The organism is Sphingomonas soli NBRC 100801, from assembly GCF_001591025.1.
Classification (GTDB): Bacteria; Pseudomonadota; Alphaproteobacteria; order Sphingomonadales; family Sphingomonadaceae; genus Sphingomonas; species Sphingomonas soli.
This window is the reverse complement of the sequence record NZ_BCTZ01000017.1, coordinates 1-13,366: the sequence shown is the minus strand read 5'-3', so window position 1 is coordinate 13,366 and position 13,366 is coordinate 1. Positions and strand designations below refer to the sequence as shown.

The window sequence follows — 13,366 nt, the reverse complement described above, 5'->3', positions numbered from 1 at the left end:
TCTAGCCAAACCGCCCGCCGCACCGTGGCCCCCGGAACAAGTCCGGGGTGACGATACTGCCTTGTAAATTATTTACATCACGACATGCAACCATCGCCGCACCCCGACAACAAAACCCCAAACCCCTGCGCGAATCGCTGCCCACGCCGCCAATCCGCGTTACGTAACGGTCAGTTCAGTCAAGGAAACGACAAACATGACCACGTTCGAAGATCTGATCCCCGCTCCCGCTGGCCGCTTTGACGGCATCGTCCGTCCGTACAGCGCCGATGACGTGGCAAAGCTTCGCGGGTCTGTTGCGGTCGAGCACACGCTGGCACGCAAGGGTGCGCTCAAGCTTTGGGAACTGCTCAAGTCAGAGCCCTATATCAATTCGCTGGGGGCCATGTCGGGCAATCAGGCGATGCAGCAGGTCCGCGCCGGGCTTCAGGCGATCTATCTCTCGGGCTGGCAGGTTGCCGCCGACGCCAACACCGCCGGTGCGATGTACCCCGATCAGTCGCTCTACCCCGCCAACGCTGGGCCGGAGCTGTGCAAGCGGATCAACAACGCGTTGCAGCGCGCCGATCAGATCGAGCATTCGGAAGGCGGCGCCACGCGCGATTGGTTCGCGCCGATCGTCGCCGATGCCGAGGCCGGCTTTGGCGGCCCGCTCAACTGCTTCGAGATCATGAAGGCCTATATCGCTGCGGGTGCCGCGGGTGTGCATTATGAGGACCAGCTCGCTTCGGAAAAGAAGTGCGGCCATCTGGGCGGCAAGGTTCTGATCCCGACGCAAGCGCATATCCGTAATCTCGACAGCGCGCGCCTCGCGGCGGACGTCTGCGGCGTGCCGACGATCATCTGCGCTCGCACCGATGCCGAGAGCGCCAAGCTGATCACCTCGGACATCGACGAGCGCGACCATGAATTCCTGACCGGCGAGCGCACCGCCGAGGGCTTTTACCGCCTCAAGGAAGGCACTGGCGTCGATCACTGCATCAAGCGCGGCCTCAGCTTCGCCCAGCATGCCGATCTGCTCTGGTGGGAGACCAGCTATCCCAATCTGGAAGACGCGCGGCGCTTCGCCGAGGCGATCAAGAAGGAATATCCGGACAAGATGCTGGCGTATAATTGCTCGCCCAGCTTCAACTGGGAGGCCAAGCTGGACAAGGACGATATCGCCCGCTTCCAGCGTGAGATCGGCGCGATGGGATACAAGTTCCAGTTCGTCACCCTCGCTGGCTTTCACCAGCTCAATTACGGCATGTTCGAACTGGCGCGCGGCTACAAGGATCGCGGCATGGCGGCCTATTCGGAGCTCCAGCAGGCCGAATTCGCAGCGGAGGCCAATGGCTACACCGCGACCAAGCATCAGCGCGAAGTCGGCACCGGCTATTTCGATCTGATCGCCCAGGCCGTGGCCGGCGGCGAGAGCTCGACTACCGCTTATTCCGAATCCACCGAAGCCGATCAGTTCCACAGTCAAGCAGCGTAAGGAGTATTTGCGATGACCAATGAACCCCAGCGCAGCCGCGCTGTCTTCTCCACCGAAGACTTCCGCCTGATCCGCGAGGCCGTCGGCACGCATCTTCAGGCGATCAAGGATCAGCCGGAATCGGTGAAATTCGCCAATCTCTATCACCGTCTCGGCCGCGTCGGCGGCTGACGGAACCGACTTTCCTGGGGAGGAAAGGATGCCCGCCGGGAGCTCAGGCCCCGGCGGGCATTACCGTTCGAGCAGATTGGAAAGAACGCCCATCAGCGCTTTGCCAGCGCCGCAACCCGCGCATCATGCTCCGCCTTGCCGAAGGGGAAGCGGCGGTAGAAATAGGCCGCCAGCCAGCCCAGCGCGATATAGGCCAGGATGAAATACAGCGTCAGCCGGTCGATCGAGGCTGTCGGGACCGTCCCCACCTTCGCGCCATCGGGGAAGGCAGCGAAATGCATGATCAGGCTCGCGCCAAAGATGCCCAGCCCGCCGCAACATTTCTGGATGAAGAACGCGCCCGAAAAGAACACGCCTTCGGATCGCCGCCCTGTCTTGGCTTCTGAATCCTCCACCACATCGGCCATCATCGATGCGCCCAGCAGCGTGGTCGAAACCGCGCACGCGGTGTTGATGCAAAAGATCACCAGCAGCAACGGCAGCATCACCGGATCTCCGGGCTCTGGGAACATTCCGACCAGCCGCAGCGCATAGGGCGAAGAGATCATCACGGTCGCGCCGATCATGAACCCCATCGCCGCTGCGCGCTTGCCCAGCCGCGCCGCTACGCGCGGGGCGAAGATGAACGCCAGCGCCGCCCCCAGAAACAGGCTGGGCGCAAGCAGCGTGAACGCCCCCGTGTCAAAGCGCCAGACGTGCAGATAGAGCAAATTGGCCAGCGCAAAGGACACGCCCTGCGCGGTGTAATAGCAAAGCCCGGCAAGCATCAGCACGGCAAACGCCCGGTTCTGCACGGTCTGCCACAGGTCCCGGAAATGATGGCCCAGCGATTGCCGCGCTAGTTCGGGCTTTGGGAGCCTCCCGATTTCGCCGTGCGTGCCGATGGCGGAAACCAGGATCGCCAACACCATCGCCCCCGCGCCGAAAAGTGCGAAAGCCGGGTAATTTGCCGGATTCAGCTGGTCCGGCTTCCCGCCCGGGCCCGCCATCAGCCAGGCATAGGTGACGAACAGCGTCACCATCCCGCCCATCCATCCGAACAGGTATCGATAGGCGGTCAGCCGGGTCCGCTCGTCATAATCGGCCGATAGTTCGGGGGTCAGCGCCTGCGATGGCACTTCATAAGCGGAGATTGCGCTGCGCACGATCACCGAGGTCGCGAACACCCAGAGCAATTGCATGCTCTCCGACACTGCGGGCGGGTTCCACAGCAACAGCCACCCCAGCCCGATCGGCAGCGCGGCGGCGTACATCCACGGATGCCGCCTGCCCCATCGGCTGCGGGTATTGTCGGAAAGCAGCCCGATCAGCGGATCCAGAAACGCGTCGAGGATCAGCGCGCACATGATCGCGAAGCCCACCTTCGCGGCGGGCAGGCCCAGCACCTGACTGTAAAATAGCAGCAGGAAGGTCGAAAAACCGAAATCCTTCACGCCATAGGCAACTGCGCCAAAGCCATAAGCCAGCGTCGAACGGCGCCCGACTTGTCGGATCGGCGGCACGCCGGGGCCATCGGTCATCATCTTCTCCAAACGCTTGTCCGGGCTACCATAAGTGCGGGCGAAGGCGCGTCAATCGCGCTTATTGGAAGATCGGGTATGGCTTGCTCGATCCCTTGTCCGCGTGATAGCCGCTGGGCTTCGAACTCAAAGCACGGTGTATCCATGGCGCTAGATCCTGAGATCTTCGACACGCTGATCGGGACGATCTGCCGCTTCGTCGCCGAGCGGCTCCGTCCGCTTGAGGGTGAAGTGGAGGAGGCCGATGCCGTCCCGGCGCACATCATCGAGGAGATGAAGGCGCTCGGCCTGTTCGGCCTTTCGATCGCCGAGGAATATGGCGGGCTGGGCCTGACGATGCTCGAGGAATCCAAGGTCGCGGTCGAACTGGGCCGCACCACGCCAGCATTCCGCTCGGCCTTTGGCACGAATATCGGCATCGGCTCCCAGGCGCTCGTCATGGCGGGCACGCCCGAACAACGGGCCGATTGGCTGCCGCGCATCGCCAGCGGCGAAGTGATCGCCAGCTTCGCACTGACTGAGCCCGATGTCGGGTCGGACAGTGGCGCGGTGAAGACGCGGGCGATCAGGGACGGCGATGCCTATCGCCTCACCGGCACCAAGCGCTTCATCACCAATGCCGACAGGGCGCATGTCTTCACCGTAATGGCGCGCACCGGGGATGAGCCCGGCGCACGCGGCGTCTCCGCCTTTCTCGTGCCGCGCGATCTTCCCGGGGTCAGCGTCGGGGAACCCGAAAGGAAGATGGGGCAAAAGGGCGCAAAGGTTGCCGATGTCGTGTTCGATGACACGCCGGTCCCCGCTTCGCTCCGCCTCGGCGCGGAGGGTGAAGGGTTCAAGATCGCGATGCGCGTGCTCGATCGCGGGCGGCTCCACATCTCGGCGGTCTGCGTCGGCATCGCGGAGCGGCTGATCGCCGATTCCGTCGCTTATGCATCGACACGCAATCAGTTCGGCAAGCCCATTGCCGAGCATCAGCTCATCCAGGCGATGATCGCGGACAGCAAGACCGAGGTGTTGGCCGCTAAGGCGCTCGTCATGGAAACCGCCGCGCGCAAGGATGCGGGAGAGAACACCACGATGGAGGCCGCCGCCACCAAATATTTCGCCAGCGAGATGGTCGGCCGCGTCGCCGATCGCGCGGTGCAGATCTTCGGCGGCGCGGGCTATATCGCCGATTACGGCATCGAGCGGTTCTACCGCGACGTGCGCCTGTTCCGGATCTACGAAGGCACCAGCCAGATCCAGCAACTCATCATCGCCCGCGAAACGATCAAGCGGGGAGGCTGAAGCCAAAGCCCGTCATGCCAGCGAAAGCTGGCATCTCAAGCGGGATTGAATGTCTATGTCGCGCACGCGGCACAAGATCCCGGCTTTCGCCGGGAAGACGAGATCAGATCACCGCCCGGCCAGCTCGGGCGCAGTTAGGAGAGCATCATGGACACCAGCAAACTCTTCCGCCTCGACGGTCGCGTCGCGCTTGTCACCGGCGGGTCGCGCGGGATCGGCCGGATGATTGCCGACGGCTTCATCCAACAGGGGGCCAAGGTCTATATTTCGGCGCGCAAGGCCGACGCCTGCAACGCCACCGCCGAAGCGCTCGGCCCAAATTGCATCTCGCTCCCCATGGACGTCTCGACGGTCGAAGGCTGCCGCGCGCTCGCCGCCGCCATTGCCGAGCGCGAACCCAGGCTCGACATCCTCGTCAACAATGCCGGCGCGGCATGGGGCGTGCCGTTCGACGAATTCCCGGAAAGCGGCTGGGACAAGGTGATGGACCTCAACGTGAAGTCGCCCTTCTTCCTCACCCAGGCACTCCACGCCCTGCTCAAGGCCGCCGCCAGCGAGGCCCAGCCCGCCAAGGTGATCAACATCACCTCGATCGACGGCCAGCGCGTCAATCCGTGGGAGACCTATAGCTATCAGGCGTCGAAGGCTGCGCTGATCCACCTCACCCGTCGCCTCGCCGCGCGCCTCATCAGCGATCGCATCGTCGTCTCCTCGCTCGCCCCCGGCGCTTTCCCCAGCGACATGAACAAGGCCGCCCGCGATCATGCCGATGGCGTCGCCAAGCGCATCCCCTCTGGCCGCATCGGTGTCGATGAAGACATGGCCGGTGCCGCAATCTATCTGGCGTCGCGCGCAGGCGATTACGTCGTCGGCGAAACCCTCACCGTCGACGGCGGCATCGTCAACGCCAGCCTGAGCGGCAGCATCGACGGGTAGAATTTGGTCCGATCCGGCCGGTCTCCCGGTTCCGCTGTTGACGCGCCCCGGTTTTCCCCCACGCTAAGCGAAGGGATTGGGGGCAATGCAATGGAAAGCGAGACGCAGGCCGCGACGCGGCCGGTAGCCAGTCGAATGGCCGATTTTTTTGATCGGGCCGAGGAGGTCTATCTGCGTGTGCTGCGGGCGACCGTGCTGATCATCGCCACGCTGTTGATCCTCTACACATTCTATCTCGCGGTAGCGGGATTATACCGGATCGCTCAATCGCCTGCATCGGTGAAGGAGGCAGTTGCGAATGTGACGGCCAGCGAGATCGTCGATGCGGAAGACGTTAGTACGAAAGCCGCAGAGGGCGATGGGTCCCCCGCCGTGGATGCCGCGCGCCAAAAATACTACGCCGATTTCGTTAAGCGCTATTATGCGCTGTTTCGCACGAAGTTCGAGCCCTTCCGCCAACCCGAGGACAAGACGCTCAGCAGCGACGAATTCGACGATAACTTCGTGAAGTCGGCCCAGCGTCTGCGGGCGGTGACCAGTGGCGAACTCGACTTCGAAAAGGATCAAAGCGATCTGGAGGCACTCTTGGCCACGATGTCTACGGCTTCGGGCGAGCCCAAAGCCGCCGAGCGGCTGCGGCGATATAGAAGCGCGAAAAAGGTGGCAGTGCAGCGCGAAGTGCGCCGGACGAGAACCGAGTATCGGCGCGGCTGGAACACCTACAGCACAGCTTGCGAAGGCTGGTATTATTCGCCGATGGGATGCGCCGAAAACCGGGCGGTTGAGGTCCCCTATACAGACACCGTCACGGCAATGGAGTTCCCCAAGGGCACCCAATCACACTCACAGATATTCCGTGCGATGCAGGACAGATATTTCACCCTGCTGGAAGAACGCCGCCGCAGCAACGCAGCCGACGCAGAGCTGAAGCGGATGCAAATCATGGACGGCAATGTGCAGGGCCATGTCGATCTAGCCACAGCGCTACGCATCTTCGGCGGCTTCCTGGCGCTGATGTTCTTCTTCCTCCTCATCGCGATCGAACGGCACCAGCGGCGCATTGCCGCCGTGCTACCCGTCACCGATGAGGATGAAGGGACGCCGCCAGCCTAAATCAGCGCGCGATCCCACCCGCCGCGAGCACCGCCAGCATCACCAGCTCGCTTGCGCTTGCGGTCATCGGCGCGATCTGCACGGATTTCTCCATGCCCATAAGGATCGGGCCGATGATCGAATCGCCGCCCAGCTCGCGCAGCAGCTTCGCCGAGATGTTGGCCGATTGCAGGCCCGGCATGATCAGCACGTTTGCCGGACCCGATAGCCGCGCGAAGGGATAATTGGCGAGCTGCTTGGGGTTGAGCGCCACGTCGGGCGACATCTCGCCTTCATATTCGAACTCGACCCCGCGCCCGTCGAGCACCTTGATCGCGCCGCGCAGGTTTTCCAGCCAGCGCCCCTCGGGGTTCCCGAAGTTGGAATAGCTCAGGAACGCGACGCGCGGCTCGTGCCCCATGCGGCGCGCGACCAGGGCTGCGCCCTCGGCAATGTCCGCCAGTTCGTCGGCGCTGGGCCGCTCGTTGACGGTGGTATCCGCCATGAACACGGTGTGCGACTGGCCGACCAGGATGTGCATGCCAAACGGCGTCTGCCCCTGCTGGGGATCGATCACCCGCTTCACCTGGCGCATCGATTCGGCCCAGGTGCGCGTCACGCCGGTGATCATCGCATCGGCCTTGTCCATCTGGAGCAGCAGCCCGCCAAAGATGTTGCGGTCGCGATTGACCATGCGCTCGGCGTCGCGGCGCAGATAGCCGCGGCGCTGCAGCCGCGTGTAGAGCAGATCGACCATCTCGGGCACGAGCGGCGAATTGACGCTGTTGTGCAGCTCGAAATCGTCTGGGTTGGCGCCTAGCGCGCGCAGCTTTTCGTGCACGCTCTCGCGCCCCACCAGCACCGGCGTGCCATAGCCCTCCGCCTTGAAGGCGATCGCCGCGCGCAGCACCACTTCTTCCTCGGCCTCGGCGAAGATCACGCGCTTGGGGTTCGCCCGTGCGCCTTCATCGGCCAGGCTCAGCACCGAGGTGGTCGGGTTGAGCCGTGCGCGCAGCGACTGGCGATACGCGGCAAAGTCGGTGATCGGCTTGGTCGCCACGCCCGAATCCATCGCCGCCTTGGCGACGGCGGCGGGCACGATCTCCATCAGCCGGGGGTCGAACGGCGCCGGAATGATATATTCGGGGCCGAACGAATGCTTCACGCCATAGGCCGCCGCCACTTCTTCGGGCACCTGCTGCCGCGCCAGTTCGGCGAGCGCGGTCGCCGCCGCGATCTTCATCTCGTCGTTGATCGTCGTCGCGCGCACGTCGAGCGCCCCGCGGAAGATGAAGGGGAAGCCCAGCACGTTGTTGACCTGGTTCGGATAGTCCGAACGCCCCGTGGCGATGATCGCATCGGGCCGCGCCGCGCGCGCTTCCGGCGGGGTGATCTCGGGATCGGGATTGGCCATCGCGAAGATGATCGGCTTGTCGGCCATGGTCTTGAGCAGCTCGGCCGGCAGCGCGCCCGCCGCCGACAGGCCCATGAAGACGTCCGCGCCCTTCAGCGCGTCGGCCAGGGTGCGGCGCTCGGTGGCCACGGCATGCGCCGATTGCCACTGGTTCACGCCTTCGCGCCCCTGATAGATCACGCCGGTGCGATCGAGCATCAGCAGATTGCCCGAAGGCAGCCCCATCGCCTTGATCAGCTCGGCACAGGCGATCGCCGCCGCGCCCGCGCCGTTCATCACCACCTGGGTATTCTTGATGTCGCGCCCGGTCAGGTGCAGCGCGTTGATCAGCCCCGCGGCAGCGATGATCGCGGTGCCGTGCTGGTCGTCATGGAACACCGGGATGTTCATGCGTTCGCGCAGGGTCTGCTCGATCACGAAGCATTCGGGGGACTTGATGTCCTCCAGATTGATGCCGCCAAAGCTCGGCTCCATCAGCTCGATCGCGTCGATGATCCGGTCGACATCCTCGGTCTTCAGCTCGATATCGATCGAATCGACATCGGCGAAGCGCTTGAAGAGCACCGCCTTGCCTTCCATCACAGGCTTGGAAGCCAGCGCGCCCAGATTGCCCAGCCCCAGGATAGCGGTACCATTTGAGATGACGGCGACAAGGTTTCCCTTTGCCGTGTAATCATAAGCGGTTGCCGGATCCTCGGCGATCGCGCGCACCGGCACGGCTACGCCCGGCGAATAGGCCAGCGCCAGATCGCGCTGCGTCGCCATCGGCGTCGACGCGACGATCTCGATTTTCCCCGGGCGGCCCTCACTGTGATAGAGCAGCGCCTCGCGCTCGGAAAACTGGACGCTGCTCGCTTCGGTCATTCTAACTTCCTTGGGGTCTTTGGCGCCTCTTAGAGGCGCGAAGGCGGATTGGGAACCGCCGCGCGCACCGCAAATAGCGTGCTGCCGCCGTTCGACCATATCGGAACGAGGCGCGGATCGGCAAAACCGGCGGGCAGGCGGGCGCCGATCAGCCACAGATAGTCGACGCGATCGATCGGCAGCCGCGCCATCGTCTCGGCCAGCATGTGCCGCGAACGCGCTTCAAAGGGCTTGGCCTTGTCCACGCAGCGATCGGGCCACACGAACTCGGACGGATCGGCATAATAAGCCGCTGAGGGGCGGTAGCGTATCTCCAGCAATTGCACGCCCGCCGCCGCCCAGTGCGAATTGACCCAGGCGTCGCGATAGACGCTCGCCAGGTTGGAGACATGGTCCAGCCGCGCCTCGCGCCATCCCGCCAGCCCGCATTCGACCTGGGTCAGCGCCAGCACCCGGCTTCCCCGCTCGATATGGTCCAGCGCGCGCATCTCGCTGGCATAGCTCGCGCCATAGCCGACAAAGGCCGTGGTCGTGACCGCCAGCCGCACCGCGAACAGCACCAGCCCCGCGATCATCACGCACAGCCGCAGCCGGGCTCTCACCATGCTCCAGTCGAGCAAGGCGAGCGCGAGCATCGCCAGCACGGGCACCAGTCGCGAATCGACATGCGCGACGCCAGACAGCAGCGCCGGGGCGGCGATGAAGAGCAATGCCATCGCGATCACCGCGCCCGGCTCGCGCATCCGCGCGCCTGCCCGCCACCCGGTCATCAAGACCGCGATGGTCAGCAGCACCGTGCCGATATCGAGCAGGATATATTGGTCGCGCACGGGCATCATCAGCCCGTCCAGCTTCCGCTCCAGCACCCATCGCGTCTCCCCGCCGCCCGCATTACCAAACAGCAGAAACGCAGCGGCAAAGGCGATGGCGGGCGCAAGCGGCCATGCCGCCAGCGCCAGCCGCCAGTCGCGCGCGCGCCACGCCCGCCAGGCCTCGCGCCCGCCGGCCATCACGATCAGCAGCCCGCCGCCCACCGCATGCACCACCAGCAGCATGGGCGCGAACGGCAGGATCAGCGCCGCGCGCAGCCTTTGCCGCTTGGCCAGATGCAGCCACCCCGCAAATCCCAGCAGCGACAATGCCATGCCCAGTGAGAAATTGACGAACCCGTGCCGGAACGCGAATCCGTGGACGAAGGGCAGCGCCCAGCTCAGCGCATAGGCGCCCTGGGGATTGCCCGCCCGCGCGATCAGGAACAGGCCCAGCACGGTCAGCGCCGTCGTCGCCGCGACCACCACCCACAGCGCCCCCGCCAGCCCGAATACATGCCGCAGCGCCTCGACCGCCAGATCCACGCCCAGATTCAGCGACAGCGCCCAGCGGAAATCGAAATAGCTGCGCAGCGGGCTCTCCGGCCCCGCCGCCTGGATCGCATAGCGGCCGAGATGGCCGGGCACGTCGATCAGCGGCGGGATCGCGGTAAAGAGCAGCGGCAGCACTGCGGCACAGGCGAACAGCGCGATCGCCGGCCAGCGCAAAAGCCACGGGCCTCCACCCGATCTGCCTGATGCGCCTGGCTGCCTGTCCATCCTTCGGCGTTATCGGTCCACAACCACGCTGTCACGCTCTCTTGGAATATCGGGCGCGGCTGGCTAGCGAAGGGCAGCATGTCCTCCGCCACCCCCACCCCGATGATGGCCCAATATCTGGCGCTCAAGGCCGAGGCCGAGGATTGCCTGCTCTTCTACCGGATGGGCGATTTCTTCGAACTGTTCTTCGAGGACGCGAAGATCGCCAGCGCCGCGCTCGATATCGCGCTGACGGCGCGCGGCGAGCATGCGGGTGAGCGCATCCCGATGTGCGGCGTGCCCGTCCATGCGATGGAGGGCTATCTCGCCCGGCTGATCAAGGCGGGGCACCGCGTCGCCATCGCCAACCAGACCGAGACGCCCGAGGAAGCGAAGAAGCGCGGTGGATCGAAGGCGCTCGTCGCCCGGGCCATCGTCCGCGTCGTCACCGCCGGCACGCTGACCGAGGAGACGTTGCTCGACAGCCGCGCGGCAAACTGGTGCGCCGCGATCGGCGAAGCGGGCGGCCAGGTCGCCATCGCCTGCGCCGATATTTCCACCGGCATCTTCCAAATCATCGAAACCGATGCCAGCCGCGCCGATGCCGAGCTCGCTCGCCTTTCCCCTGCCGAGATCATCGCCTCGGAAGCTTCCGACTTCGCCCAGCTGGCAACGGCGCTGCGCCCGCGCGTGGATTTCGACAGCGCCCAGGGCGAGGCGCGGCTCAAGCGCCTGTTCCAGGTCGCGACGCTCGATGGCTTCGGTCAATTCTCGCGCGCCGCGCTGGCGGCGGCGGGCGGCCTCGTCGCCTATCTCGATCACACGGCAAAGGGATCGCTCCCATTCCTGCGCCCCCCGCGCGTCACCCGCACCGAAGCCGCCATGGCGATCGACGCGGCCACGCGCGAAAGCCTCGAACTGTGCCAGACCGCTTCGGGCGCGCGCAAGGGCAGCCTGCTCGACGCGGTCGATCGCACGGTCACCGGCGCGGGCGCGCGCCTGCTCGGGCAGGATATCGCCGCGCCGCTGATGGATCGCGCCGCCATCGATGCGCGGCTCGATCTGGTCCAGCGCTTCCACGACGATGGCGGGCTGCGCGACATGGTGCGCGGCAATCTCCGCGCGCTCCCCGATATCGGCCGTGCGCTCGGACGCCTCGCCGCCGGGCGAGGATCACCCCGCGATCTCGGCCAGCTCCGCGATGGGCTCGATGGTGCATGGCGGCTGGGCGAACGGCTAGGCCGGATCGGCGACAGCCCGGCGTTGCTCGGCGAACTGGTCCCGCAACTGGGCGGGCACGGCGCGCTGATCGATCTGCTCTCCCGCGCGCTCGTCCCCGAGCCGCCGATCGACGCCGATAAGGGCGGCTACATCGCCGAGGGCTATGACGCCGCGCTCGACGATCTGCGCGATGCGGGCGCAGGGGGCCGCCGCGCCATCGCTGCGCTGGAGGCCGATTACCGCCAGCGCACCGGCATTTCGGGCCTCAAGATCAAGCATAATGGCGTGCTCGGCTATCATATCGAGGTCGCTGCAAAGAGTGCCGATCCGCTGATGGCGGCGGACAGCGGCTTCACCCACCGCCAGACGCTTGCCGGCGCCGTCCGCTTCAACGCCCCCGATCTCCACGAAGTCGCGATCAAGGTCACGCAGGCCGGCGCCCACGCGCTCGCCGCCGAAGCCGCGCATCTCGAAGACCTGACCGCGCAGGCGCTCGCCAATCGGGAGCAAATCGCCGCCACCGCCGATGCGCTTGCCCGGATCGACGTGTCCTCCGCACTTGCCGAGCGCGCCGCCGAGGGCGGCTGGGCACGCCCGTCGCTCGTCGATCACGCCTGTTTCGAAGTCGAGGGCGGTCGCCATCCGGTGGTCGAGGATGCGCTTGCCCGCTCGGGCGCGCGCTTCGTCGCCAATGATTGCGCGCTCTCCGAAAGCTCGCGACTCTGGCTCGTCACCGGCCCGAACATGGGCGGCAAATCCACCTTCCTGCGCCAGAACGCGCTGATCGCCGTACTCGCCCAGGCGGGCAGCTATGTCCCCGCCGCGCGCGCAACGCTGGGTCTCGTCGATCGCCTGTTCAGCCGCGTCGGCGCGTCGGACAATCTCGCGCGCGGCCGCTCGACCTTCATGGTCGAGATGGTCGAGACCGCCGCGATCCTCGCCCAGGCCACTCCGCGCAGCTTCGTCATCCTCGACGAGGTCGGGCGCGGCACCTCCACCTATGACGGGCTCGCCATCGCCTGGGCAGTGGTCGAGGCGATCCATGAGGATAATCGCTGCCGCTGCCTCTTCGCGACGCATTATCACGAGCTGACCCGCCTCGCCGAACGCTGCGACGCGCTAACCCTCCACCATGTTCGCGCGCGCGAATATAAGGGCGATCTCGTCCTGCTCCACGAAGTCGCCGAAGGCCCCGCCGATCGCAGTTTCGGCATCGCCGTCGCCCGCCTCGCCGGCATGCCCCCCGCCGCGCTCAAGCGCGCCAAGGCGGTGCTCGACAAGCTTGAGGCCGGCCGCGCCAAGACGGGTGGCCTCGCAGCCGGGCTCGACGATCTCCCCCTCTTCGCCGCCGCCGCCGAGGCCGAGGAGGAAGCGATCGACACGCTCCGCACCGAACTCGCCGCAATCGACGTCGACGCCCTTTCCCCCCGCGAGGCGCTCGACGCGCTCTACCGGCTCAAGGGGCTGGCGGCGGAAGCATGACCGATCGCGACCTGATCGATCTGTTCGTCAAATCGCTGATCCGCGAATTCGGCAAGAACCGCCGCCATTGGCGCGCGGTGCTGGGCGAGGTTCGCCTCTACAGCGTCGAGACCCATCCCCATTGCAACTGGTCGATCACGCCCGACGGCGACCATTACGAAAACGCCGCCGTCGAACGCCTCGCCGATCGCCTCCGCGGCGAACATCCGATCATCAGCGCATAGCGCGACTTCCAAATCCTCCCCCGGAGGGGGAGGGGGACCAGCGAAGCTGGTGGAGGGGTATTCGCCCCAAGCGAGACGGTATCGCTGGTGGAGGCTACCCCCCCCCC

10 protein-coding genes are annotated in these 13,366 nt (G+C 65.6%); 7 read left to right on the top strand and 3 right to left on the bottom strand.

Going from position 1 to position 13,366, the window contains the following annotated elements:
• Positions 1–196: 196 nt before the first annotated feature.
• On the top strand, positions 197–1,477 hold the full coding sequence (gene aceA, locus SSO01S_RS13160) for an isocitrate lyase (protein WP_066799458.1): 1,281 nt from the start codon (positions 197–199) through the stop codon (positions 1,475–1,477).
• Between the two features lie 12 nt (positions 1,478–1,489).
• Positions 1,490–1,648 carry a hypothetical protein gene (locus SSO01S_RS17765; protein ID WP_169798356.1) on the top strand — a complete coding sequence of 53 codons (159 nt, stop codon included), beginning with the start codon at positions 1,490–1,492 and terminating at the stop codon, positions 1,646–1,648.
• A gap of 92 nt (positions 1,649–1,740) precedes the next feature.
• Here SSO01S_RS17765 and SSO01S_RS13155 read toward each other — a convergent pair whose 3' ends face one another.
• Entirely contained in the window at positions 1,741–3,168 is a 1,428-nt protein-coding gene (locus SSO01S_RS13155; protein WP_066799629.1) for an MFS transporter, read from the bottom strand.
• 144 nt (positions 3,169–3,312) lie between these two features.
• Here SSO01S_RS13155 and SSO01S_RS13150 point away from each other — a divergent pair, with 144 nt between their 5' ends.
• The 3 genes from SSO01S_RS13150 (at position 3,313) to SSO01S_RS13140 (ending at position 6,507) form a co-directional block, all read left to right on the top strand.
• Positions 3,313–4,458: an acyl-CoA dehydrogenase family protein gene (locus SSO01S_RS13150; protein ID WP_066799456.1), complete on the top strand. Its 1,146-nt coding sequence runs from the start codon at positions 3,313–3,315 to the stop codon at positions 4,456–4,458.
• Between the two features lie 147 nt (positions 4,459–4,605).
• Positions 4,606–5,394 (top strand): SDR family oxidoreductase, encoded by a 789-nt coding sequence (locus SSO01S_RS13145; RefSeq protein WP_066799454.1) that lies wholly within the window; start codon positions 4,606–4,608, stop codon positions 5,392–5,394.
• A 90-nt stretch (positions 5,395–5,484) separates the two neighbouring features.
• The gene (locus SSO01S_RS13140) at positions 5,485–6,507 is read left to right on the top strand and encodes a hypothetical protein (RefSeq protein WP_066799452.1); all 1,023 of its coding nucleotides are present in this window, start codon (positions 5,485–5,487) and stop codon (positions 6,505–6,507) included.
• A gap of 1 nt (position 6,508) precedes the next feature.
• Here the strand turns inward: SSO01S_RS13140 and SSO01S_RS13135 are convergent, their stop codons facing one another.
• Complete coding sequence (locus SSO01S_RS13135) at positions 6,509–8,764, bottom strand: NADP-dependent malic enzyme (RefSeq protein ID WP_066799450.1); 2,256 nt, start codon at positions 8,762–8,764, stop codon at positions 6,509–6,511.
• A gap of 29 nt (positions 8,765–8,793) precedes the next feature.
• Positions 8,794–10,302 (bottom strand): hypothetical protein, encoded by a 1,509-nt coding sequence (locus SSO01S_RS13130; protein ID WP_066799448.1) that lies wholly within the window; start codon positions 10,300–10,302, stop codon positions 8,794–8,796.
• A gap of 153 nt (positions 10,303–10,455) precedes the next feature.
• On the opposite strand from SSO01S_RS13130, the gene mutS reads away from it, so the two are divergent.
• Positions 10,456–13,035: a DNA mismatch repair protein MutS gene (gene mutS, locus SSO01S_RS13125; RefSeq protein WP_066799446.1), complete on the top strand. Its 2,580-nt coding sequence runs from the start codon at positions 10,456–10,458 to the stop codon at positions 13,033–13,035.
• Positions 13,032–13,259: a hypothetical protein gene (locus SSO01S_RS13120; RefSeq protein WP_066799444.1), complete on the top strand. Its 228-nt coding sequence runs from the start codon at positions 13,032–13,034 to the stop codon at positions 13,257–13,259. Before mutS ends, SSO01S_RS13120 begins: the two co-directional genes overlap by 4 nt.
• Positions 13,260–13,366 lie beyond the last annotated feature (107 nt).